Raw genomic sequence first — 23,604 nt, 5'->3', positions numbered from 1 at the left:
CGGACCACCGAGCTGCCGTCGGCCCCGAGCCGTTCAGCTCTTCGGCGGTTCGGCGGCGTCGTTCTTCGGCGGTTCGGCGGCGTCGTTCTTCGGCGGTTCGGCGGCGTCGTTCTTCGGCAAGTCGTAGGCGTCCGCGATGAGTTCGTAGGAACGCAGCCGCAGGTCGCCGCGGTGGGCGTGGGTGGTGATCATCAACTCGTCGGCTCCGGTGCGCTTGTGGAGGGCGTCGAGACCGGCGCGGACCTCGTCCGCGGTGCCGTGGATGACGTTCGCGGTCCAGGAGGTGACGAACTCCTGCTCCAGCGGGCTGAATTCGTACGCCTCCGCCTCCTCCGGCGTGGGGAACAGGCCGGGACGGCCGGTGCGCAGGCGGACCATGTTGAGGCCGAGGGCCAGAACCTGCCTGCGGGCCTCCTTCTCGTCGTCGGCGGCGAGCGCGGAGACGCCGATGAGGGCGTACGGCCGGTCGAGCACCGCCGACGGCCGGAAGGATTCCCGGTACAGGTCGAGGGCCGGGACGGTGTTCTGCGCGGAGAAGTGGTGGGCGAAGGCGAAGGGCAGGCCCAGCATGCCGGCGAGGCGGGCGCTGAAGCCGGAGGAGCCGAGGAGCCAGATGGGCGGGCGGTGCGGCGACTGGACGCCGCCCGGGGAGGTGGCCTGGACGGGGCCGGGGACGGCGTGGATACGGCGGTAGGGGTGGCCGTCGGGGAAGTCGTCGTCGAGGAAGCGGGTGAGCTCGGCGAGCTGCTGGGGGAAGTCGTCGGCGCCTTCGTTCAGGCTGTCGGTGCGGCGCAGGGCGGCGGCGGTGGCGCCGTCCGTGCCGGGGGCGCGGCCGAGGCCGAGGTCGATGCGGCCGGGGGCCATGGCCTCGAGGGTGCCGAACTGCTCCGCGACGACCAGGGGGGCGTGGTTGGGGAGCATGACGCCGCCGGAGCCGAGGCGGATGCGGGTGGTGTGGGCGGCGAGGTGGGCGAGGATCACGGCGGGGGAGGACGAGGCGACGCCGGGCATCGAGTGATGCTCGGCGACCCAGTAGCGGTGATAGCCGCGGGACTCTGCGAGGCGGGACAGTGCGACGCTGGTGCGGAGGGCGTCGGTGGCGGTGCCGCCTGCGCCCACGGTCACCAGGTCCAGTACGGAGAGGGGTGCGGGGGCGGTGCCCTGGGCCTCGCCGCGGATCTCGTCTGCCTCTGCCGACACGGGGTGCCTCCTGAATTCTGGCCGTGCGCTGTCCGCACGGCACTAACAGGGGGCTGTCTCCGTTTATTTCCCCGAGTGGCCGGACGGGATCCGGGCACTCGCGCGCCCGGACCCGCGTTTTCACGCCGCGAGTGCGTGACCGGGGTGCAGCACCACCTTGGTGTAGCCCTCGATCCGCTTGTCGAACTTCTCGTACGCCTGCGGTGCCTGGTCCAGCGGCAGCTCGTGGGAGACCACGAAGCTGGGCTTGGCGCGCCCGGCGATGATCAGGTCACGCAACTGGCGGTTGTACTGCTTGACGTTGCACTGGCCGGTGCCCATCTGCTGACCCTTTTCGAACATCTTGCCTATGGAGACCAGCAGCTGGCCGTGCTTGGCGTTCTCGTCGGGTCCGCCCGGGTCGGCGGGCACGTACAGGCCGGGTACGCCGAGCAGGCCGGTCGGCCGCACCGTCTCGACGAGCGTGTTGAGGACAACGGCGGGTTCCTCGTGGCTGGCGTCGTGCGACTGGGCCTGGTAGCCGACGGCATCCACGCCCTTGTCGGTTCCTTCTCCGTTCGTCTGCTCCTTGATCTGCTCGGCCGGGTTGCCCTTGGTGAAGTCGATGGGGATGGCCCCGATCTCCTCCGCCTTGGCGAGCCGCTCGGGCACCCGGTCGACGGAGAACACCTTCGACGCACCTCGCAGCAGCGCGGAGTAGGCGGCCATCAGCCCCACCGGCCCGGCGCCGAACACGGCCACGCTCTCGCCGGGCGACACCTTGGCGAGTTCGCATGCGTGGTAGCCGGTCGGGAAGATGTCGGCGAGCAGGACGAAATCGTTCTCGAGCTCGTCACCGGGCGGCAGTTTCAGACAGTTGAAGTCGGCGAAGGGCACCCGCAGCCGCTCCGCCTGGCCACCGGTGTACGGGCCCATCGCCACGTATCCGTAGGCTCCGCCGGCGAAGCCGGGATTGACCGTCAGGCAGAACCCGGTCTTCCCGGCAAGGCAGTTCTTGCAGAATCCGCAGGCGACGTTGAAGGGCATCACGACGCGATCACCCTCGGACAGGGAGGTCACACCGCTGCCGACCTCCTCGATGACGCCGAGGTTCTCGTGCCCGAAGACGATGCCCGCCTGGGCGGCCGTGCGGCCCTCGTACATGTGCAGGTCCGATCCGCAGATCGCGGTCGACGTGACCCGTACGATCACGTCGTTCGGGTGCTGGATCTGTGGATCATCGACGTCCCTCACAGCTACGCTGAAGGGCTTCTCGTAGACGACGGCTTTCACCTGGGTCACCTCCGCGTCGGACGCTGGATGACGGCGACGACGGGCCGCTCCCGGGGGGGACACACAGGCAGGCGCAGGCCGTCGGTCTGTGCCGTGGCCCCGGACGCTCTCGCTGCACCGCCGGACACTTCCAGGTAACGCCCGTATGGCAGGGTCCGCAAGCCAGCGTCTCACACCTGGACGATCGGCTCCCGCGTGAACAGCGAACCCAGGGAAGGGGCGTTCACCCGGCGGCCCGTCAGGCGCAGGGCCTCCCACACGCTCACCTGGTTCGCCGTGAGGACCGGCTTGCCCAGGTCCTTCTCCAGCGTCGGGATGTGCGTCGCCGTGTGCAGGGCCGTGTCGGGGAGCAGCACCGCCTCGGCCTCCGGGGCGTCCGCCTCCCTCGCCAGGGTCAGGGTCTCCGCCTCGCCCCACGTCGCCACCTCCGCCGCCGTGACGATCCCGGCGCTGCGGGCGGCGACCACCTCTACGCCGCCGGCGCGCAGGAAGTCCACGAAGAGGGCGGTCACGTCGTCGGGGTACGTCGCCCCGACCGCGACCCGCCGCGCGCCGATCTCCTGCACGGCGTGGACGAACGCGAAGGAGGTGGAGGAGGCCGGCATGCCGGCCGTGCGGGCCAGCGCACGGACCTGCTCCTGCGCGCCCGCCCAGCCGCGGACGAAGCTGCCGCTGGTGCACGCCCACACCACCGCCTCCGCGCCGGACAGCCGCAGCGCCCCGACGCCCTCCGCGAGCCGTTCGGCCGAGCCCATTTCCCGCAGGGCGTCCACCCGGTGCGCGTCCTCGCCGATGTCGGTGTGCACCAGGTCCACCCGGATGTCGCTGCCCAGGAGCTGCTCGATGCGTGGATAGTCGTCCTCGGCGGAGTGGCCCGGGTAGAGGAATCCGAGTGCGGTCATGTCCAGCCTTCCTGCTGTTCTTCCGGCAGTACGGGCCAGGCGCGCGCCGACTCTCCCCCACTGCCTGTACGGCGTGGGGGTACCCTCACCAGCAGCGCCTGATACGGCCCCACCGCTCGGGTACCCAGTCGGCGCAGCGCCGCCCACATCGTGACCTGGTTGGCCGAGACCACCGGGATGCGCAGTTCGGCCTCCAGCTGGGGGATCACGTCGTACGTCGGCAGGTTCGTGCAGGAGAGGAACAGCGCCTCCGCGCTTCCTCCGCGCGCCGCCCTGCGGGCCATGTCCACCACATCCCGGTAGGGGACCTTCCAGATGTGCCGCGTCAGGCCCATGTAGGCACACCCCGTGACCGTGACGCCCGCCTCGGCGACATACGACTCCAGCGCCCGCGTCACCGACACCGTGTACGGGGTGACGAGCGCCACCCGCCGGGCGCCCAGCTCCTCCAGCGCCTCCAGCAGCGCCCCGGACGTCGTCAGGGACGGCACCGCGCCCGCCCGCGTCATCGCCGCGCACATCGCCCGCTCCCCGGCGACTCCGCCGACGAAGCTGCCCGAGGTGCAGGCGTAGGCCACGACCTCGGGCGCGACGGCGTTCAAGGTGCGCACCGCGTCGGCCAGCGTCTCGTGTTCGCTCACCACCCGCGCCAGGTCCAGGCTGACCTCGACCGGCACGAACGGCGTCCGGGTCAGGTGCAGCGAGATCTCGTCCGGCACCCACCGCCACAGCTCGCGGTCCAGCGCGAAGTCGAAGGGGGCCACGACCCCGACACCGCGCTGCGGGCGCGGGCCGCCGAGGAAGGAGACGTTCATTGCGTCCATGGCATCCATGGCGTCCATGGCAGACACCGGCCTCACGGGAGAGACGACGGGGGCGGAAACGGGAAGACGGCAGGAACGGGAAGACAGCAGGAACGGGAAGACAGCAGGAACGGGAAGACGGCAGGAGCGGAAAGACGGCGGGAGCGGAAGGGTGGCTGGTGCAGGAAGACGACAGCGGTACGACAGCACCTCTGCACGCAGAGGAACCAGGGGACAACCGTCCGTGCGGACGCCCGTGTTGACGACGGTAGGTTCGGGTGCGAGCGTGGTCAATCCGTGCACGTCAGACGGCCGCCCCCGTCCTCGAGAAACGGTTCGCCATGACCGTCCCCACCCTCCTCGTCCTGGACGCCCACCCGCTCCCCCGCCTCGGCCGCCTCACCGGCCGCGCCCGGATCGTGCACGCGGACGCGGCCACCCTCGCCGAGCGCCTGCCGGAGGCGGACGTGCTGCTCGTGTGGGACTTCACCTCGACCGCGGCGCGGGAGGCCTGGCCGGGCGAGGGACCGCGGCCGCGCTGGGTGCACACGGCGAGCACGGGCGTGGACCACCTGATGTGCCCGGAACTCGCCGCCTCCGACACGGTGGTGACCAACGCGCGCGGCATCTTCGACCAGCCCATCGCCGAGTACGTCGCCGCCCTGGTCCTCGCAATGGCCAAGGATCTGCCGCGGACCCTCGAGCTCCAGGGCAGCCGCGAGTGGCGGCACCGCGAGTCGCAGCGGGTGGCGGGCACGCGCGCGTGCGTCGTCGGCTCCGGGCCCATCGGCCGCACGATCGCCCGCACGCTCAAGGCGCTCGACGTGACGACCGCGCTCGTCGGCCGCGTCCCGCGCACCGGCGTCCACGGCCCCGACGACCTGGACCGGCTGATGGCCCGCGCCGACTGGGTGATCGCGGCGGCGCCGCTCACCGAGCAGACGTACGGCATGTTCGACGCCCGCCGGTTCGGTGTCATGCAGCCCTCCGCCCGCTTCATCAACGTCGGCCGGGGGCAGCTCGTCGACGAGGGCGCGCTCGCCCAGGCGCTCACCAGACGCTGGATCGCGGGCGCCGCCCTGGACGTCTTCCGGGACGAACCCCTCACCCCGGACAGCCCGTTGTGGCAGGTCCCCGGCCTGATCGTCTCTCCTCACATGAGCGGAGACACGGTCGGCTGGCGGGACGAACTGGGCGCGCAGTTCGTGGAGTTGTACGACCGCTGGGAGGCGGGCAAGCCCCTGCTGAACGTCGTCGACAAGCAGCGCGGATACGTACCGGGACACTGACCCCCACTCTGGAGGCTCCGATGACCGAGCTCACCGAGCTGACCGCGGGACAACTCCTCGACGGCTACCGCAAGGGCGAGTTCAGCCCCGTGGAGGCCACCCGCGCGGCCCTGGAGCGGGCCGAGCGGATCCAGCCGGACTACAACGCGTTCGTCCGGATCACCGCCGACGAGGCGCTGGCCCGGGCGCGGGAGTCGGAGGACCGCTGGCGGCGCGGCGCGCCCGCGGGCCTGCTCGACGGGGTCCCGGCGACCGTGAAGGACATCCTGCTGCTGCGCGGCCACCCGACCCTGCGCGGCTCCAGGACCATCTCGTCCCAGGGCCCGTGGGACGAAGACGCCCCCTCGGTGGCCCGGCTGCGCGAGCACGGCGCCGTCCTCCTCGGCAAGACGACGACCCCGGAGTACGGCTGGAAGGGCGTCACGGACTCCCCGCTGACCGGCATTACCCGCAACCCGTACGACCCGGCCCGCACCGCCGGCGGCTCCAGTGGCGGCAGCGCGGCCGCCGTGGCGCTCGGCGCGGGCCCGCTGTCGCTGGGTACGGATGGCGGCGGCAGCGTGCGCATCCCGGCGGCCTTCTGCGGGATCTTCGCGCTCAAGCCGACGTACGGCCGCGTCCCACTCCACCCGGCGAGCGCCTTCGGCACGCTCTCGCACGTCGGTCCGATGACGCGGGACGCGGCGGACGCGGCGCTGCTGCTGGACGTGATCGGCGTCCCGGACTCCCGCGACTGGTCGGCGCTCGGCCCGGCCCCCGGTTCGTTCGTGGCGGGCCTGGCGGGCGGGGTGCGCGGACTGCGCGTCGCCTATTCGCCGACCCTGGGTGGCCAGGTGGCGGTGCAACCGGCGGTCGCGACGGCGGTGCGCCGGGCGGTGGAAGGGCTGGCGGCCCTGGGGGCGTACGTCACCGAGGCCGATCCCGACTTCGCCGAACCGGTGGACGCCTTCCACACCCTGTGGTTCAGCGGGGCCGCCCGCGTCGCCCAGCATCTCGGGCCGCATCAGCGGGAGTTGCTCGACCCGGGGCTGCGGGAGATCTGCGGGATCGGCGCCCGGTTCTCGGCGCTGGACTACCTGGCCGCGGTGGACGTCCGCATGGAACTCGGCCGCCGGATGGGCCGGTTCCACGACACCTACGACCTGCTGGTCACCCCGACGCTGCCGCTCACCGCGTTCGAGGCGGGCGTCGAGGTGCCGAAGGGCTCGGGGTACCGGCGCTGGACGGGGTGGACGCCGTTCACGTACCCGTTCAACATGACGCAGCAGCCCGCGGCCTCCGTGCCGGTGGGGACGGACGGCGCCGGCCTGCCGGTCGGCCTGCAGATCGTGGCCGCCCGGCACCGCGACGAACTCGTGCTGCGGACGGCTCACGCGCTGTACGAGGCCGGGGTGGGCCTCCGGCCGCTCACGCCCTCCGGAAGCTGAGGGTCTCCCCCGCCGCCCCGGACCGCCACAGGTCGTTGCAGGCCTCCGCCATGCCGTCCAGACCCTCGACGACCTGGCCCCAGACGATGCCGGGCACCCAGCCCACGTCGCCGTTGAGCAGGAGGTTGTTCCGCTCGTAGAACAGGGCGAGGTCCACCACCGTGGTACCGGCGCGGAGTTCGCGGTCGTATCCGTACGCCGTCGTACCCAGTTCCGTTCCGGCGAAGGAGAAATAACACAGATCCCCCGGGATCGGGGTGATTGTCGGATTTTCCAGGGGTGGCTCCGATTCCGCGAACGGCGGGAAAAGGGCGTAGATCTCGTTGCGCGCGTACTTCGCGTGGTAGACGTCGCCGGAGAGCGGAAGCGCGTCCCACACGGCGGCGCACGTGAGCGGGGCGCGGTCGTCCAGGAGTTTTGCCGTGCAGTGGACGTTGCGCTTGACCAGCGAGACGTCGAGGTAGCGATCGGCCATGCTATTCATGGTGCATAACTTGCCTGCCCTTGGGTAGCTGCGCGCCCATGGCTCCACCACTTGCACTTGGGAAAGGCACACACATACCCGGGCCCAGTCGCCGGTCGCTGCTCGCGGGGGTCGCGGCGCTCGGCGCGCTGGGCGCCGCCGGATGCAGTCGCGTGGCCACCGCGTCCACCGCGAACGGCGGTGACCTGCTCGACAGACTCAGAGCGGCAGGCGTCGTACGGCTCGGCATTGCGGGCGAGATCCCGTTCGGGTACATCGACAAGAACGGTGACCTGACCGGCGAGGCGCCGGAGTTGGCGAGGGTCGTCTTCAAGCGGCTGGGCGTCGACAGGGTCCAGCCGGTGCCGACGGAGTTCGGCTCGCTCATTCCGGGGCTGAACTCCCAGCAGTTCGACGTCGTGGCCGCAGGGATGTACGTCAATCCGGAGCGCTGCCAACAAGTCATCTTCGCCGACCCCGACTACCAGATGCTCGACTCGTTCATCGTGCGCAAGGGCAACCCCAAGGGGCTGCACGACTACAAGGACGTCGTCGAGAAGAAGGCCAGGTTCGCGACCGGCACCGGATACGCGGAGATCCAGTACGCGGTGGAGGCCGGGTACAAGGAGAGCGACATCCTCATCGTCCCCGACCAGGTGGCCGGGCTGAACGCCGTCGAGGCCGGACGCGTCGACGTCTTCGCCGGTACGGCGCTGACCACCCGCGAGGTGGTGAAGAAGTCGGGCAAGGCCGAGGCGACCAAGCCCTTCGCGCCCCTCGTGAAGGGCAAGCCGCACGTCGACGGCGGCGCCTTCGCGTTCCGACCGACCGAGACGAAGCTGCGGGACGCCTTCAACGTGGAGCTGCGCAAGCTGAAGAAGACCGGCGAACTGTTCCGGATCCTGCAGCCCTTCGGGTTCACCCGGGCCGAGATGACCGATCTGACCGCGAAGGAGCTGTGCGGCGGATGACCACCGGACTCTGGGAACTCGTCCTCAAGGGCGTGTGGACCACCTTGCAGTTGCTGGTCTTCAGCGCGCTGCTGGCTGCGGCCGTCTCGTTCGCGGTCGGCATCGCCCGCACCCACCGGCTGTGGATCGTCCGCTTCCTCGCGGGCTTCTACACCGAGGTGTTCCGCGGGACCTCGGCCCTGGTGATGATCTTCTGGGTGTTCTTCGTGCTGCCGCCCGCCTTCGGCTGGCAACTGGTGCCGATGTGGGCGGCCACGCTGGCGCTCGGGCTGACGTACGGGGCGTACGGCTCGGAGATCGTGCGCGGCGCGCTGAACTCCGTGGACCCGGCGCAGCAGGAGGGCGGCATCGCCCTCAGCTTCACGCCGTGGCAGCGGCTGCGGCTGATCCTGCTGCCGCAGGCGGTGCCGGAGATGATCCCCTCCTTCTGCAACCTGCTCGTCGAGTTGCTCAAGGGCACCTCCCTGGTGTCGATCATGGGCATGGGCGACCTGGCGTTCAGCGGCAATCTGGTGCGGCTGGCGCTCCAGGAGAGCGCGGAGATCTACACGTACGTGCTGCTGATCTACTTCCTGATCGCGTTCGTGCTCACGCGGCTGATGCGGGGGCTGGAGCAGCGGCTGAAGGCCGGGGTGGGCAAGGCACCCCGGGCGGGTGTGTCGGCGCATGAGCTCAAGCGCGCCGAGACAACCGGCGTGGGGGCCGCGGGTGCGGGCGGTGGTGCCGCATGAAGTGGGACTGGAACGCCGTCCGCGACTTCCTGCCGCACTTCTGGGACGGCCTGCTCGTCACCCTCCAGGCGCTGGCCCTCGGCTCGCTGATCTCGTTCGCCCTGGGCCTGGTGTGGGCGCTGCTGATGCGGACGCCGACCCGGTGGGTGCGCTGGCCGGTGGGGGTGGTGACGGAGTTCGTCCGCAACACCCCGCTGCTGGTGCAGCTGTTCTTCCTCTTCTACGTGCTGCCCGAGTGGGGGCTGACCTTCTCCGCCCTGGCCACCGGTGTCTTCGCCATCGGGCTGCACTACTCGACGTACACGATGCAGGTCTACCGCGCCGGCATCGAGGCGGTGCCCGCCGGCCAGTGGGAGGCGGCGACGGCGCTGAACCTGCCGCGGCGGCGGACGTGGACGGCAGTGATCCTGCCACAGGCGATCCGCCGGGTCGTCCCCGCCCTCGGCAACTACGTCATCGCGATGCTCAAGGACACGCCGATGCTGATGGCGATCACCGTGCTGGAGATGCTGGGGCAGGCGCGGCTCTTCTCCCAGCAGCACTTCCAGTTCACCGAGCCCCTGACCGTGATCGGCGTGGCCTTCATCCTCGTGTCCTATCTGGCCTCCCTCCTCCTGCGAGCACTGGAGCGACGTCTTGTCCGTTGACACCACACAAAACCCCGAACGCCATAACGCCGCCGGGCAGACCACCGAACTGGTCCGTCTGGAGAACGTGACCAAGCGGTTCGGGGACCACACGGTCCTCGACGGGCTCGACTTCTCCGTCGACGCCGGCAAGCACGTCACCCTCATCGGGCCGTCCGGATCGGGCAAGACCACGATCCTGCGGCTGCTGATGACGCTGACCAAGCCCGACGAGGGCTCGATCACGGTCGACGGCAAGCAGCTCTTCCCGGCCCCCGAGAAGCAGGTCCGCGAGGTCCGCAAGAAGATCGGCATGGTCTTCCAGCAGTTCAACCTGTTCCCGAACATGACGGTCCTCAGGAACATCACCGAGGCCCCCGTCACCGTGCTCGGCCTGTCCAAGGACGAGGCGGAGGCCCGCGCCCGCGAACTGCTGGACCTGGTGGGCCTGGCCGAAAAGTGCGACGCCCGGCCCTCCCAGCTGTCCGGCGGCCAGCAGCAGCGGGTGGCGATCGCCCGGGCGCTGGCGATGCGGCCGCAGGTGCTGCTGCTGGACGAGGTGACCTCCGCACTCGACCCGGAGCTGGTCGCGGGCGTCCTGGACGTACTGCGGGACATCGCCCGCAGCACCGACATCACGATGATCTGCGTGACCCACGAGATGGGTTTCGCCCGGGACATCTCCGACCGGGTGCTGATGTTCGACTCCGGGCGGATCCTGGAGTCCGGCCCGCCGGAGAAGATCTTCGGCGACCCGGAGCAGGAGCGGACCCGCGAATTTCTCAGCGCCGTGCTGTGACTACGGGAAGTGAAGGTACCATCACCCGAGGTCCGCGCGCCGGGTCGTGACTTCGGCATGTGCCACGGTGCCGGCGCCGCAGCTGAGAGGGCCGCAATCTCGCCAACAGCCGCTCCCCGCAGGGGGTTTGCCGGTTATCGTGGAGAGGATTCGCTGCCCGGATCACGGCCCAAGAAGCGAGCGCAGGGGGAAACCGTGGCGCTGATGCACGAGCCGACAGCCCCGTACCACTCGGCCCAGGACGCCCTGCGCGTCCTGGAGACGGTGGCGCGGCACACCACCGGGGTCACCGACACCGAGCTCGCCCACCGCACCGGCCTCAGCCCCGAGCGGCTGACCGCGCTGCTGCGGATGCTGCGCCGCGAGGGGTACGTCGAGCAGGTCACCGACGGCGCGTACGTCACCGGGCACGCCCTCGCCCGGCTCGGCTCGGCCCGGGGCCGCGAGCAGGCGCTGCGCGACAAGCTCCAGCAGACCCTCGACCGGCTGCGCGACTCGGTGGGCGCCGCCGTCTACATCAGCCGGTACGTCGACGGCGAGGTCAGGGTCACCCAGTACGCCGACAGCCCGGCCACCCCCGCGGTCAACGAGTGGGTCGACTTCCGCTACTCCGCCCACGCCACCGCGGCCGGCAAGAGCCTGCTCACCCAGCTCGACCACAACGGGCGGCGGGACCATCTCTCCCGGCACAAGATGGCCCGCCTGACCTCGCGGACCATCACCAGCGACAAGCTCCTGCTCTCCCGCCTGGAGGCCCAGCCGCCCACGGTGCCCGTCCTCGACCTGCAGGAATACGCGGTCGGCACGGTCTGCGCGGCCGTCCCGATCACGGCCGGCTCCTCCGTGGGCTGCCTCGCGCTGTCGCTGCCCGTCGAGCACGCGCACCGGCTGCGCCAGGCCGCGGACAAGCTCAACCGCAACGCCGCGCCGGTGCTGCTGTCCCTGGCGCTCTAGGCCGGGGTCGGGGCCCGGCCCGGGCCGGGCGGGTGGTCGGGAGCACCCCTTCGGACCAGGTAGTATTTTCTTTGTCGCCGACCGCGGGAAGCGGACGGCGGGAGTCATGCGCCGCTAGCTCAGTTGGTTAGAGCAGCTGACTCTTAATCAGCGGGTCCGGGGTTCGAGTCCCTGGCGGCGCACGATGACGATGGCGAGCCACGTCCGCAAGAAGCGCGGACAGGGCTCGCCATCTCTGTTGTTTGCAGGGCTTCTGTTGCACGGATTCGCCGCGCGTTGTGGGGGCTTTCGCCACCCACGCCTCCCTGCCTCCGGGCCGGCCGGGGTTGCCACGACTCACCGGCTGAGCAGCTCCTCCCGCCCATGTGAGCGGTACTCCGAGACCAGTCCCGCCACGTCGTCCCCGGTCAGCCTCCGGTAGGTGCCCTCTCCGGGCGGCCGCCACCACACCGGATCCGCGCACCGGAAACCCACCCGCCTCAGCCGCGCCCGGTGGATCTTGTTCGTGGCCGTCACCGGCATCCGCTCCACCACCCGCACGAACCGCGGCGCCATCTTCGTCCCCAGGTCCGGCTGGGCCGCCAGGAACCCGGCGAAGCCGGTCGGGTCGAAGCTGCCGGCGAGCGTCGCCATCACCTGGTCCCCGGCCACCGGGTCCGGCACCGCGTACACGGCGACGGCCACGGCACCGTCGTACCGGGCAAGTATGTTCTCGATCACGGCGGCGGCGAGGTTCTCGCTGTCGACGCGCAGCCGGTCGTCGGCGCGCCCTGCGAAGTAGAGGAAGCCGTCGGCGTCCCGGTAGAACAGGTCCCCCGTCCAGTACCAGCCGTCCCTCAGAGATCAGGTACGGCGGTGTTCAGGTCTCACGTGCGCCGGAACCCGAACCGGTGGTACCGGCGCACGCGGACCCTGCCCGCGGGGGGATCAGAAGGTGACGTCGGAGCAGGAGTAGAACGCGTTGCCCGTGTCGGCGATCGTCCACACCGCGAGGATGATGTGGTGACCGCTCAGGCCGGTCGGGAGCGTGCCGCTGTGGGTGAGGGTGGCCGGCGGGCGCTGGCCGCCGTAGGGAACCGTCAGGAACGGTGTCGTGTTGAGGTCGGCGCGGGTCAGGGCGTGGTCCTGGTTCCAGCCCTGCCTGGTGACGTAGTACTTGAAGTCGGTCGTGGCGTGCATGGCCGTGAACTGCCAGCGGAACGTGTAGCTCTGTCCGCCGGTGACCTTCGTCGTCGGCCAGGCGCCGCCCGAGGGGGTCCTCGGGCTGTCGAGCTGGCCGAACCGGGTGTTGTTGCCGGAGCAGATCCGTCCGTCGGCCGGTCCGGCCGCCGGGAAGCCCTTGGGCCCCTCGACGCTCTGCGGCTCGTACTGGATGTCGCCGCAGTTCGTCACGGTGCCGTTGGCGCAGAGCTTCTGCCGGCTGATGGGGAGGTCGGTGTAGCCGTGGCTGCTGGCGCCGCCGGTGGAGAGCACGAAGGCTCCGGCGGTCGCAAGACCCAGCACGGTGGCGTACAACGTGGCCTTTGTGCGCATGCTGCCGCTCCTGGAGAACGTGGGGGAAGTTCAGTGAGCCGTGCAGGTCTAGACCAAGTCTCAGATTATTGCCGTACGTTGAACATGTCCATACCAATCAGGAAGCGGGTTCCCGGCGTCCCGCGCAGAACGCCACCGTCAGATCCCGCACCAGCACCTTGCGTTCGTAGTCGTCGAGCTCGACCAGCCCGCGCATGGTCAGCCGGGTCACCGTGTCCTCCACCGAGTCCACGACCGAGGTGAGCACGCTCGCCCGGTGCTGCGCGTCCAGCGCGGCGATGCTGCGCCGGTGCATGGCGGCGGCGACCTCGGGGGCGTACTCGACCCGGGCCGGCAGCACCGAGAACACCTCCAGGCCGACCGGCTCGGTCTCCCGCGCGACCAACCGGGTCAGCGCCTCCCCGGCCGCCTCCACCGACCTCCTCGCCCCGCCCGGCGTCTCCACCGGCACCCGGGCCAGCGCCGCCTCCACGCACTCGCGCAGGTACGTCTCGTGGTCCGCGATCCCGAGCACGGCCCGCGCGGTGTCCCGCACCCGCCACACCACCAGCAACACCACCCGCAGCGCGACCCCGTTCGCGTCGGCGGCCGGCATCGGCTCGCTGCGCCAGTGCCGCAGCCTCACGTCGACCCGGCGGCGCAGCACCAGCGGGTTGACCCACATCAGCCCGGTGCGCCGGACCGTCCCCCGGTAGCGGCCGAACATGCCGAGCACCCAGGCCCGCCCGGTCCGGCCCCGGGCCAGCCCGCCGAAGCCCAACAGCCCGAGCGCCCCGGCCCCTGCGTACGCGGCCCACTGCGACAGACCGAGCCCCGCGCCCGCGTACGCCGGCAGCCACAGCGCCTCCACCGCGAGCGGCGGCAGCACGCCCGCCCACCAGGAGGTGAGCACACAGCCCGCCGTCCCGCAGGCCCCGGCGAGCACCCCCACCGTCCCCGGCAGCACCCGCCCCGGCCGCTCCGCCAGGCCGGGGTCCACCTCCGGCACCGGGCGGGCCGGCGCGGGCACCGGGCGCCGGAAGCGCGGCTGCTCGCCCGTGCCCCGCCTGCTCCCCACGACCGCGGGCCTGAGCGGCACCGGGGCCGGGTCGGGGTCGTCACGGAACAGCAGGTGGACGGGGATCTCGGTGGTCGCCTCGTTCTGGATGAGCCGGGTGGGACGGGGGGCCTGCCCGTCCGCGGGCCCCGTCCTCTCGCGCCCCTCGGGATCGGGTGTGGGGGAAGTGGTCGTACTCATACCTGCCTCCAGCCTCCGCGCCAGATGGTTCAAGACAGTGGGTCACGCGTCAGGCAAAGAGCCGGCGCCACGTCTCCGGCCCCGGGTAGCCGTCGGCCGCGCCGCCCCGCCATCCCTCGGCGCGCTGGAACGCCTCCACGGCCCGCCGGTCCGCCTCCGACCAGCGCGGCCCCGGCCCGGTCGTGTAGAACCGGCCGTACCCCTTCTTCACCAGCTGCTTCCCCAGCTGGGTGACGTACTGGTTGTTCGCCCCGGGCCGGAACATCGCGCGCCCCGGATAGCCGGGCACCCCGTGCGAGGCGGGGGGCCTGGACCCGACGGCCCCGGCCTTGATGTCCTTGCCCTTCCCGGTCACCAGCAACTGCCAGGTCTTCGGCCCCGGCAGCCCGTCCGCGCCCGCCCCGGTCCAGCCCTGGGCCAGCTGGAACGCCTGGGTCGCCCTCCGGTCCGCCTCCGACCAGCGCGGGCCGGGGACCTTGGTGTAGTAGGAGCCGCCGCCCCGGGCGACCAGCATCCGGCCGAGCTGGGTCACGTACTTGTTGTTCGCGCCGGGGCGGAAATACGCCGCTCCCGGGTACGGCGTCGGCGTGGCCGGTTTCGCCTCGGCCGTGCCCGGTGCGACGCCCTTGTAGCGGTAGGGGACGTAGCGCTCGGAGTGACTCCAGTAGGCGTACGGGGTGGCCAGGCGCCGGGTGCGCGGCGGGGTCTGTTCGTAGGCGACGTAGGAGGTGTGCGTGTAGTCGGTCCAGCCGCCGAAGAGCACCACGTGCGAGCCCTTCTCCGGGTTGTCGGGGTTGTGGAACAGCAGGATGTCGCCGGGCTCGAGTTTCTCCTTGGTGATCCGGACCGTGTACTGGCCGAGGCTGCCCGTCCATTCGTTGGCGGGCAGGTTCCAGGCCATCGAGACGAAGCCCGAGCAGTCCTGCCGGTACCCGTCGGGCCAGTACGCGGACATGCTGTACCGCACCTGCGCGGCCACCCACTTCTTGGCCCGGTTGATGATCTCCGCGCGGGTGGTCGCCGGCACCCTGGCCGTGGTCGCCGGCTCGGCCGGTCTGCCGCCGGGGCCGTGCAGCGGGGCTTTTCTGCCCTGGGGGGTCTGGGGCTCGTCACCCGCGGGGACGCCGGGCCGGTCGGACGCGTGGGCGGCGGCGACGGCCGGTGCCGTGTGGCCCGCGCCGAGGGCGGCGGCGGTGGCGGCCGCCACGACGAGCGCGCGGTGCGCGGCCGGGTGGGCCGGGGTGCGGCCGGCCGGGGAGTGCGGCAGGAGGGCCCGCTCGCGAACGCAGCCGGGGCAGTCGCAGTCGCTCGCGGGATCGATTTCCTCGAACACCGGAGACTCCATGCGATCTCCCTCACACTTCGTGTGGATATATCCGGATCTGTGCACGCTGATCAGTTTCACAACTGTCGTCCCGACGCGCATGTTGACGGTCCGAATGATGTACAGGGGTGCGTCCGGGGCCGGACCGGCCGGACCGGCCGGAAGACGGTGGTCAGGAGCACCGGCGGCCGTCATGTAAAGTTAATGACGTCAGCAGGCGCCGCTAGCTCAGTTGGTTAGAGCAGCTGACTCTTAATCAGCGGGTCCGGGGTTCGAGTCCCTGGCGGCGCACGATGACGATGGCGAGCCACGTCCGCAAAAAGCGCGGACCCGGCTCGCCATCGTCGTTTCTGCCGCGGCTTCGCCGCGCGCGGTGGGGGCTTCGCCACCCCCACCCCCTCGCCCCTGAGCTGCGGCGACCGGGGCTGTGAAGCCGGAACACGGCCGGCCCCCCGTTGTGGCCGGATATCCTCTGGCCATGGCAGCGCGTGACCTCCAGGAGCGGATCAAGAAGCTGATCGTCGACCGCCGGCTGGCCTCCGGGGCGCCGCTGCCGACCGAGCCGGAGCTGATGGAGTTCCTCGGGGCGAGCCGGAACTCGGTGCGGGAGGCGCTCAAGGCGCTCCAGGCGATGGGCATCGTCGAGATCCGGCACGGCTTCGGCACCTACGTCGGCTCGATGTCCCTCGCCCCGATGATCGAGGGCCTCGCCTTCCGCACGGTCGCCGGGCACTACCGCGGGGAGGACTCCCTGCTGCAGCTGCTGGAGCTGCGCGAGGCGGTGGAGACGGGACTGGTCTCCCGGCTCGCGGGCCGGCTGCCCGCGGCGGATCTCGTTGAACTCCAATCGCTCGTCGACCGTATGGAACAGCAGGCCGCCGAGGGCGTCGGCCTCGCCGAGACCGACCGGGCCTTTCACGCCACCCTCTACCGGGGACTGGACAACGTGCTGCTGAGCGAGGTCCTGGAGGCGTTCTGGGACGCCTTCCACCGCGTCCAGCAGGACCTGGTGGACGTGCCCCAGGACCCGCAGGTCACCTGCCGGCAGCACCGGGAGATCCTCGACGCGGTCCGGTCCGGTGATTCCCTGCGGGCGGAGGAGGCGATAGGGGACCACTTCGGCAACATCCGTACCCGACTGTCCACAACGGCTCCACAAGGCCCCCACAGGTGCCACAATGCGCGCGTATGACCGGTAAACACCGCGTTTCGCATCTTGCGATCATGCTGAACGCCGTAGAACCCTGGATTTCAAGATGCCGCCGATACGCGGTAGTTGGGGGATAGGGAACCGGTTGCCGGATCTGCGGGGAGAAGGGGGCCCCGTTCGTCGACGGATGCCGAGGGGGGCACCATGCAACCGGAAGGTCGCGGTCCCGTGTCTATAGGGTGGGGACGACGTGGTGCCTGCGGCCCACCACGCAAACGTCTGTGAAGGTCGAGGGGGACCTGAGCAGGCGAAGGAAACGACAAACACGCGCTCACCTGCGTGTGGGGGGAATGACTCATGACGTCGACGCCGACGGGCGCCCGGCACGATTTCGACCCTTCCGAGACGACTCAGCTGCGCGTGCCTGGGCACCGCACCGGCAACACGGGGACCTTCCGCAGGATCAGAAAGACACTGCCGAGATACGACTACGAGCACTACAGCCGGCTCGCGGGACCCCTCACCCAGCCCGACCCGAACAAGCCGTACAAGGTGCAGTACCGCTCGCTGATATCGCAGGAGCCGCACCGCATCCGGGTCGCGCTGATGCTGGCCGCCGCGCCGCTGCTGTCGCTGGTCCTGCTGGCCTGGCTGCTGCAGCCGGAGCACTGGACCGAACGGGACTATCCCGCCTACGACTTCCTGCCGGCGCTCGATGTGGTGATGCTGGTCTCGATCGGCCTGATCGAGTTCTTCCGCTGCATGAACGTGCTGTCGAACGCGCACGCCACGCTGGTCGCCCGCGACCCGGTTCCGGTGGTGCCCGAGACCGGCACCAGAGTCGCGTTCATCACCACCTACGTGCTCGGCAAGGAACCCCTGGAGATGGTGACGAAGACCCTGGAGGCCGCCGTACGGCTGCGCCACCGGGGTCTGTTGCACGTCTGGCTGCTCGACGAGGGCGACGATCCGGAGGTGAAGGCGGTCTGCGCGCGGCTGGGTGTGCACCACTTCACCCGCAAGGGCGTCGAGCGCTGGAACCAGCCCAAGGGCCCGCACCGCGCCAAGACCAAGCACGGCAACTACAACGCCTGGCTGGAGGCGCACGGCGACGAGTACGACTTCTTCGCCTCCGTCGACACCGACCACGTGCCGCTGCCCAACTACCTGGAGCGGATGCTGGGTTACTTTCGCGACCCGGACGTCGGCTTCGTCATCGGCCCGCAGGTGTACGGCAACTACGACACGTTCGTCACCAAGGCCGCCGAGTCGCAGCAGTTCCTCTTCCACGCGCTGATCCAGCGCGCCGGCAACCGCTACGGCGCACCGATGTTCGTCGGTACGTCAAATGCCGTACGCATCAAGGCGATCAGGCAGATCGGCGGCCTGTACGACTCGATCACCGAGGACATGGCGACCGGCTTCGAGATGCACCGCGCCAAGAACCCGGCGACGGGGAGCAAGTGGAAGTCGGTGTACACCCCGGACGTGCTTGCCGTCGGCGAGGGCCCGGCCGCCTGGACGGACTTCTTCACCCAGCAGTTGCGCTGGTCGCGGGGCACGTACGAGACGATCCTCAAGCAGTACTGGAAGGGCTTCTTCTCGCTGCCGCCGGGCAAGCTCTTCAACTACACGATGATGATCATCTTCTATCCGATGTCGGCCCTCAACTGGATCCTCGCGGCACTGAGTTGTGCGCTGTTCCTGGGCCTGGGCGCCTCGGGTGTGAACATCGACCCGACCGTGTGGCTGATGCTGTACGGCAACGCCTCGGCGCTGCAGATCGGCCTGTACATCTGGAACCGCCGGCACAACGTCTCCCCGCACGAGCCGGAGGGCTCCGGCGGCGTCGCCGGCATGGTGATGTCCGCGCTGTCGGCGCCGATCTACGCCCGCTCGCTGATGGACGCCGTGCTGCGCCGCAAGAGCAAGTTCGTGGTGACCCCGAAGGGCGACTCGGCGAGCCCCGACACGCTGTTCGGGACGTTCCGCATCCACTGGTTCTTCATCCTGGTCTTCGGCGGCTCGCTCGTCGCCGGTTTCGCCTTCGGGCACTCCCACCCGGCGATGATCACCTGGGCCGCGTTCGCCCTGCTGATCACCGCCTCCCCGATCTTCGCCTGGCGGTGGACGCTGCGGCAGGAGCGGAAAAAGCGGAGGGCGGCGGCCGCCGTACCGGAGCCGCAGGACGTGGTGCCGGCTCACGGGGCGCACACACCGGCCCAGGGAGTGCCGACGCCGACGGCGGGGCTGACGTCGCCGTACGCACCGCACGCCCCCCAGCAGCGGCCCAGCTGGGCCGGGTCGGACGGGGCGGGCGACCAGACCATGCAGATCGCCCTTGGCGGACTTGGGGGACGTAAGGAATGAGGGACCAGGCCGGCCTCCGCCGCGCCCGTCGGCTCGGGATCGGCGCGGTGGTGGTACTCGCTCTGGCCGGGATGAACGGGCCGTGGCTGTACCGCTTCGGCACGGAGCGCTACCACCAGTACGTGATCAACAAGCCCGAGTACAAGGCCGCCAACGGCCACTGGGACATCGTCGAGTTCCCCGAGCAGTACCGGCAGGACACCATCCACGCCGTGCTGCTGCACACGGGGAAGGTGCTGCTGGTCGCGGGCTCGGGCAACAACCAGGACAACTTCGACGCCAAGAAGTTCGACTCCCGCATCTGGGACCCGGCCAAGGGCACCATCAAGAAGGTGCCCACGCCCACCGACCTGTTCTGCACCGGCCACACGCAGCTCGCCAACGGCAACATCCTGATCGCGGGCGGCACCAAGCGGTACGAGAAGCTGAAGGGTGACGTCACCAAGGCCGGCGGCCTGATGATCGTGCACAACGAGAACCCGGACAAGCCGATCACGCTGCCCGCGGGCACGAAGTTCACCGGCAAGGCGAACGGCAAGACCTTCGTGTCCAAGGACCCGGTACTGGTGCCGCGCGCGAAGAAGGTCTTCGACAGGACCGGCAAGTTCCTGCGCAACGATCCGGGCCTGGGCCGCATCTACGTCGAGGCCCAGCGGAGCGGCACCAAGTACGAGACAGGTACGCAGGACAACTACCGGATCCAGGGCCTGACCGGCACCGACGCCCGCAACACCTACGGCATCGCGCAGAAGCTCGCCCTGGACAAGAAGGACTTCCAGGGGATCCGGGACGCCTACGAGTTCGACCCGGTCGCCGAGAAGTACATCAAGGTCGACCCGATGAACGAGGCCCGCTGGTACCCGACGCTCACCACCCTGAGCGACGGCAGGATCCTCAGCGTCTCCGGGCTCGACGACATCGGTCAGCTGGTCCCGGGCAAGAACGAGATCTTCGACCCGAAGACCAGGAAGTGGACGTACACGCCGAAGATCCGCCAGTTCCCGACGTACCCGGCACTGTTCCTGATGCAGAACGGGAAGATCTTCTACTCGGGCTCCAACGCGGGCTACGGTCCGGACAACGTGGGCCGCGACCCGGGCATCTGGGACGTGGACACCAACAAGTTCACCAAGCTGCCCGGCCTGAGCGACGCCAACATGGTGGAGACCTCCGGCACTGTGCTGCTGCCGCCGGCGCAGGACGAGAAGTTCCTGGTGATCGGCGGCGGCGGGGTCGGCGAGTCCAAGCTGTCCAGCAAGAAGACGCGGATCATCGACCTGAAGGCGAAGAACCCGCACTTCGTGGATGGCCCGTCGTTGGAGAAGGGCACCCGCTACCCGCAGTCCTCGATCCTCCCGGACGACAGTGTGCTGGTCTCCGGCGGTTCGGAGGACTACCGGGGCCGCGGCGACTCCAACATCCACCAGGCGCGGCTGTACGATCCGGCGACCAACACCTTCAAGCGGGTCGCCGACCCGCTGGTGGGCCGCAACTACCACTCGGGCTCGATCCTGCTGCCCGACGGCCGCGTGATGTTCTTCGGCTCCGACTCGCTCTACGGCGACAAGGCCAACACCAAACCCGGCAAGTTCGAGCAGCGCATCGAGATCTACACGCCGCCGTACCTGTACCGGGACTCGCGGCCCTCCCTGTCGGGCGGCCCGCAGACCATCGCGCGCGGCGCGTCGGGCACGTTCACCTCGCAGCACGCCTCGACGATCAAGAAGGTCAGGCTGATCCGCCCGAGCGCGTCGACGCACGTCACCGACGTCGACCAGCGCTCGATCGCCCTGGACCTCAAGACGTCCGGCAACAGGATCACGGTGACCATGCCGAAGAACCGGAACCTGGTGCAGTCGGGGTGGTACATGCTGTTCGTGGACGACGACCAGGGGACGCCGAGCAAGGCGCAGTGGGTCAAGGTGCCGTAGTCCGAACGCAACTGGGGGCGCCCTCCGCTTCGGAGGGCGCCCCCGGTCACGTACCGGAGGTTACTTGGTGGCCTGGGCGAGCTTGAGCGCGTAGTCCGTCCACCACTCCCCCGCCTTCGGCCCGCCCTTGCACGTGCCGTCGGACTCCCCCGGCCGCTTGACCCACAGGTACGCGTCGACCAGCGGATCCGCCGTCTTCGTCGTCGGGGCCTCGCCGAGCGCCCGGCCCGGCGGGTTGCACCAGCGCTCGTCCGGGTTGCCGCTGGTATACGGCCCGTTGCCGTTGCGGCTGGTGTCGATGACGAAGTGCTTGTCGCCCACCTTGGCGGACAGCTGCTTGCCGTATGCGATGGAGTCCTGGGTGGAGTAGAAGTTGGAGACGTTGACGGCGAAGCCGTCGGCCTGGTCGACGCCCGCCTGTTGCAGCGGCTGGAAGATCTGGTCGGGATGGCCCCAGCCCGCGTTGCCGGCGTCCAGGTAGACCTTCGTGTTCTTCAGCGACTTGAGCCTGGCGACCGCGCCCTTGAGGAGGTCGTAGCGCTCCTCGGCGAACCGGTTGGGGGTGCAGCCGTCCACCAGGTGCAGCACCGCGTCCGGCTCCAGGATCACCGTGGTGGCGCGGTCCCCGATGCCCCGGGCCACGCCGTCGATCCAGGAGCGGTAGGCGTTGCCGTCGGCGGCACCGCCCTGCGAGTACTGGCCGCAGTCGCGGTGCGGGATGTTGTAGAGGACGAGCAGCGCGGTGCGCCCTGCCTTGTCGGCGGCCTCCGTGAAGCCGCGTGCCTCCTGCTCCGGGTTCTCCGGGCCGATCCACTCGCCGGTGGGCTGCTCGGCGATCTTCCGGATCTGCTCGGCGTCGGTCGTCCTGCCCGCCTTGACGTAGGCGGCGACCTCCCGGGCCGCGTTGCTGTCCGAGTTGACCCAGAACGGGTCGGCCTCCTTGGGCTGTTGGGTGATCGTGGCGCTCGCGCCGCCGTCCTTGTCGCCCCCGCCTCCCGAGGAGCACCCCGCGACCAGCAGTGCCGCCCCCAGCACCACCGCGGACGCCCGTGCCCCTGTCGAAGGGGCGCGCGAGAGGGCCCCTCTCATGCCGTACATCCGATCCCCCCTTGGTGCGCTCTGCCAAGTCCCCATGCTGACACAGGAGACACGGCCCCCACGAGATCGCCCGAGCCTTGTCGGAGAGCTGTTACAGCCCCTCGGCGGGCCTCGGCGGCGCCACCCTCGGCCTTCGTGGAAGCCCGGACCATCTGGGGGGATCACGCAGCGCCACCATCTTGGGACTTCCCGTCAACTCCCCCTAGGCCAGGGGCCCTCGTCCCTTCTAGAGTCTCCTCAGAAGGCCCCAGTTCCGGCCGAGGTCCACCCACTGAGGCCTCGAGGCCTCCCGCGCCGGTCGCCGGGTTACTCCCGCAGCCCGTGCGTACGCGGTTGAGGACCAGCCCGGTCGGCGACTTCAGGGGGAGCGGGTCCTCGACCGGGCCAGGTGGCCTCACAGTCCGGTTCCCGTGAGGTACGCCGAGACGACCACGTTCGCGGTGTAGCTACGGCTCGCGTGGTCGAAGGTGCCGCCGCAGGTGATCAGCCGCAGCTCGGCGCAACCCGACTGCCGCATGCCGTAGGCCTGTTGGGCGTCGAAGTGGTTGCGGGAGAGGACCTTGACGTCGTCGACGGTGAAGTCGGCGACCCTGCCGTCGTCCCGGATCACCCGGACCGTCTCGCCAGGGCGCAGCGCGCTGATCCCGTAGAACACGGCCGGCCGGGTCTCGGTGTCGACGTGCCCCACCATCAGCGCGGTCCCGGGCGCCCCCGGCTTCACTCCGGCGCCGTACCAGCCGACGACGCCGGGCTGGTCGAAGGGCGGCGGATCGATCGCGCCCTGCGCGTCCAGACCGCGGGCCACCACCGGCGCCCGCACGCCCAGGTCGGGAATGTCCAGGCGCTTCGGCAGCGCGTCGTTCAGCGGCTTGGCCGCGGGCGGCAGCCGGTCCTGAGGGGGCCGGCCGACCGCGGCCATGTCTCCCGTGGCGGGCCCCGCCATCTCCTGCCGTACGGTCCCCTCCCCACAGCCACAGCCCGAGCAGCAGCACCACCCAGGCCAGGCCCGTCAGGAGGCGGCGCCGCGGGAGCGTTCACCGTCGGACATCGCGATCGCATCCTCAGTCCGTCCCGCGGCTCCGGCGGGCGTGGGGGGTCTTTCCGGAGCGGGCCGAGCCGAGAGCCCGGGGGAGGAAGGCGACGGCGGCCGCGGCGGCACCGGCGAGGAGCAGCCCGGTCACCACGTGCGCCGTGCCAGGGCCGGCCAGGGGGGCGTGCGCGGTGCCGCCGCCGCCCGCGTGGACGGGGGTGACGGGCGAGGCGGAGGCGGTCGGCGGGGTCGGCCCCTGCGCCGACGGCTGCGTCGACTCGTGCGTCGCGGGCTGGGCCGACGCTTGCGCCGAGGGCTGGGCCGACGCGTGCGTCGCAGGCTGGGCCGAGGGCTGGGCCGACTCGTGCGTCGCGGGCTGGGCCGACGCGTGCGTCGCAGGCTGGGCCGACGCGTGCGTCGCAGGCTGGGCCGACGCGTGCGTCGCAGGCTGGGCCGACGCGTGCGTCGCAGGCTGGGCCGACGCGTGCGTCGCT

The 23,604-nt window shown here is 70.6% G+C and carries 19 protein-coding genes, 2 tRNA genes and 3 pseudogenes; 12 read left to right on the top strand and 12 right to left on the bottom strand.

The features are described 5' to 3' along the window. Nucleotides 1–33: 33 nt before the first annotated feature. From ABZV31_RS18415 to ABZV31_RS18400, 4 genes are all read right to left on the bottom strand, one after another. Nucleotides 34–1,200 carry an LLM class flavin-dependent oxidoreductase gene (locus tag ABZV31_RS18415; protein ID WP_355894714.1) on the bottom strand — a complete coding sequence of 389 codons (1,167 nt, stop codon included), beginning with the start codon at nt 1,198–1,200 and terminating at the stop codon, nt 34–36. Between the two features lie 120 nt (nt 1,201–1,320). Continuing rightward, entirely contained in the window at nt 1,321–2,472 is a 1,152-nt protein-coding gene (locus ABZV31_RS18410; protein WP_355895027.1) for a glutathione-independent formaldehyde dehydrogenase, read from the bottom strand. 170 nt (nt 2,473–2,642) lie between these two features. Next, nucleotides 2,643–3,374, bottom strand: a complete 732-nt coding sequence (locus ABZV31_RS18405; protein ID WP_355894711.1) for a decarboxylase — start codon at nt 3,372–3,374, stop codon at nt 2,643–2,645. Then, a complete protein-coding gene (locus ABZV31_RS18400) occupies nt 3,371–4,189 on the bottom strand; it encodes an aspartate/glutamate racemase family protein (protein ID WP_355895024.1) in 819 nt (272 codons plus the stop codon). The genes ABZV31_RS18405 and ABZV31_RS18400 overlap by 4 nt, the downstream gene beginning before the upstream one ends. A 329-nt stretch (nt 4,190–4,518) precedes the next feature. On the opposite strand from ABZV31_RS18400, the gene ABZV31_RS18395 reads away from it, so the two are divergent. Together ABZV31_RS18395 and ABZV31_RS18390 are read left to right on the top strand one after the other, a co-directional pair. Beyond that, nucleotides 4,519–5,466 (top strand): D-2-hydroxyacid dehydrogenase, encoded by a 948-nt coding sequence (locus tag ABZV31_RS18395; RefSeq protein ID WP_355894708.1) that lies wholly within the window; start codon nt 4,519–4,521, stop codon nt 5,464–5,466. 20 nt (nt 5,467–5,486) lie between these two features. Next, complete coding sequence (locus ABZV31_RS18390; RefSeq protein ID WP_355894706.1) at nt 5,487–6,893, top strand: amidase; 1,407 nt, start codon at nt 5,487–5,489, stop codon at nt 6,891–6,893. Here the strand turns inward: ABZV31_RS18390 and ABZV31_RS18385 are convergent. Next, nucleotides 6,874–7,368, bottom strand: coding sequence for a DUF3830 family protein (locus tag ABZV31_RS18385; protein ID WP_355894703.1), 495 nt, complete (start codon nt 7,366–7,368; stop codon nt 6,874–6,876). The two genes, ABZV31_RS18390 and ABZV31_RS18385, sit on opposite strands and share 20 nt — an antisense overlap. A gap of 47 nt (nt 7,369–7,415) precedes the next feature. Here ABZV31_RS18385 and ehuB point away from each other — a divergent pair, with 47 nt between their 5' ends. From ehuB to ABZV31_RS18355, 6 genes are all read left to right on the top strand, one after another. Continuing rightward, the gene (gene ehuB / locus ABZV31_RS18380; RefSeq protein ID WP_355894700.1) at nt 7,416–8,327 is read left to right on the top strand and encodes an ectoine/hydroxyectoine ABC transporter substrate-binding protein EhuB; all 912 of its coding nucleotides are present in this window, start codon (nt 7,416–7,418) and stop codon (nt 8,325–8,327) included. Beyond that, a complete protein-coding gene (gene ehuC, locus ABZV31_RS18375) occupies nt 8,324–9,058 on the top strand; it encodes an ectoine/hydroxyectoine ABC transporter permease subunit EhuC (protein WP_355894698.1) in 735 nt (244 codons plus the stop codon). Before ehuB ends, ehuC begins: the two co-directional genes overlap by 4 nt. Beyond that, entirely contained in the window at nt 9,055–9,705 is a 651-nt protein-coding gene (gene ehuD / locus ABZV31_RS18370) for an ectoine/hydroxyectoine ABC transporter permease subunit EhuD (protein ID WP_355894695.1), read from the top strand. Before ehuC ends, ehuD begins: the two co-directional genes overlap by 4 nt. Next, the gene (ehuA, locus tag ABZV31_RS18365) at nt 9,695–10,483 is read left to right on the top strand and encodes an ectoine/hydroxyectoine ABC transporter ATP-binding protein EhuA (protein ID WP_355894692.1); all 789 of its coding nucleotides are present in this window, start codon (nt 9,695–9,697) and stop codon (nt 10,481–10,483) included. Before ehuD ends, ehuA begins: the two co-directional genes overlap by 11 nt. A 195-nt stretch (nt 10,484–10,678) precedes the next feature. After that, complete coding sequence (locus ABZV31_RS18360; RefSeq protein ID WP_355894689.1) at nt 10,679–11,437, top strand: IclR family transcriptional regulator C-terminal domain-containing protein; 759 nt, start codon at nt 10,679–10,681, stop codon at nt 11,435–11,437. A gap of 108 nt (nt 11,438–11,545) precedes the next feature. Beyond that, nucleotides 11,546–11,619: transfer RNA gene (locus ABZV31_RS18355), tRNA-Lys, on the top strand. A 154-nt stretch (nt 11,620–11,773) separates the two neighbouring features. On the opposite strand, the pseudogene ABZV31_RS18350 reads toward ABZV31_RS18355, so the two are convergent. The 4 genes and pseudogenes from ABZV31_RS18350 to ABZV31_RS18335 form a co-directional block, all read right to left on the bottom strand. Then, nucleotides 11,774–12,271: pseudogene (locus tag ABZV31_RS18350) on the bottom strand (acyl-CoA synthetase); the annotation flags it as partial. Nucleotides 12,272–12,364: 93 nt separating this feature from the next. Continuing rightward, nucleotides 12,365–12,970, bottom strand: a complete 606-nt coding sequence (locus ABZV31_RS18345) for a lytic polysaccharide monooxygenase (protein ID WP_355894686.1) — start codon at nt 12,968–12,970, stop codon at nt 12,365–12,367. A 97-nt stretch (nt 12,971–13,067) separates the two neighbouring features. After that, a complete protein-coding gene (locus tag ABZV31_RS18340; RefSeq protein ID WP_355894684.1) occupies nt 13,068–14,207 on the bottom strand; it encodes an SPFH domain-containing protein in 1,140 nt (379 codons plus the stop codon). A 49-nt stretch (nt 14,208–14,256) separates the two neighbouring features. Then, a complete protein-coding gene (locus tag ABZV31_RS18335; RefSeq protein ID WP_355894682.1) occupies nt 14,257–15,552 on the bottom strand; it encodes a peptidoglycan-binding protein in 1,296 nt (431 codons plus the stop codon). A 196-nt stretch (nt 15,553–15,748) separates the two neighbouring features. On the opposite strand from ABZV31_RS18335, the gene ABZV31_RS18330 reads away from it, so the two are divergent. The 4 genes from ABZV31_RS18330 to ABZV31_RS18315 all read left to right on the top strand — a co-directional run bounded on the left by ABZV31_RS18330 (nt 15,749) and on the right by ABZV31_RS18315 (nt 20,982). Then, a tRNA-Lys gene (locus ABZV31_RS18330) sits at nt 15,749–15,822 on the top strand. 187 nt (nt 15,823–16,009) lie between these two features. Next, nucleotides 16,010–16,723 carry a FadR/GntR family transcriptional regulator gene (locus ABZV31_RS18325; RefSeq protein WP_355894680.1) on the top strand — a complete coding sequence of 238 codons (714 nt, stop codon included), beginning with the start codon at nt 16,010–16,012 and terminating at the stop codon, nt 16,721–16,723. 315 nt (nt 16,724–17,038) lie between these two features. Continuing rightward, nucleotides 17,039–19,051 carry a glycosyltransferase family 2 protein gene (locus ABZV31_RS18320; protein ID WP_355894677.1) on the top strand — a complete coding sequence of 671 codons (2,013 nt, stop codon included), beginning with the start codon at nt 17,039–17,041 and terminating at the stop codon, nt 19,049–19,051. Beyond that, nucleotides 19,048–20,982, top strand: coding sequence for a kelch motif-containing protein (locus ABZV31_RS18315; protein ID WP_355894675.1), 1,935 nt, complete (start codon nt 19,048–19,050; stop codon nt 20,980–20,982). The genes ABZV31_RS18320 and ABZV31_RS18315 overlap by 4 nt, the downstream gene beginning before the upstream one ends. Nucleotides 20,983–21,042: 60 nt before the next feature. Here the strand turns inward: ABZV31_RS18315 and ABZV31_RS18310 are convergent, their stop codons facing one another. The 3 genes and pseudogenes from ABZV31_RS18310 to ABZV31_RS18300 form a co-directional block, all read right to left on the bottom strand. Beyond that, nucleotides 21,043–22,080 carry a glycoside hydrolase family 6 protein gene (locus ABZV31_RS18310; RefSeq protein WP_355894672.1) on the bottom strand — a complete coding sequence of 346 codons (1,038 nt, stop codon included), beginning with the start codon at nt 22,078–22,080 and terminating at the stop codon, nt 21,043–21,045. Nucleotides 22,081–22,474: 394 nt separating this feature from the next. Further along, a pseudogene (locus ABZV31_RS18305) lies at nt 22,475–23,093 on the bottom strand (class F sortase). Between the two features lie 48 nt (nt 23,094–23,141). Then, nucleotides 23,142–23,604, bottom strand: a pseudogene (locus ABZV31_RS18300) (hypothetical protein); the annotation flags it as partial.

The organism is Streptomyces sp. NPDC005202 (genome assembly GCF_040608235.1).
Lineage (GTDB): Bacteria > Actinomycetota > Actinomycetes > Streptomycetales > Streptomycetaceae > Streptomyces.
Note: the sequence above shows the minus strand (reverse complement) of the source record. Positions and strands in the feature narration are given on the sequence as shown.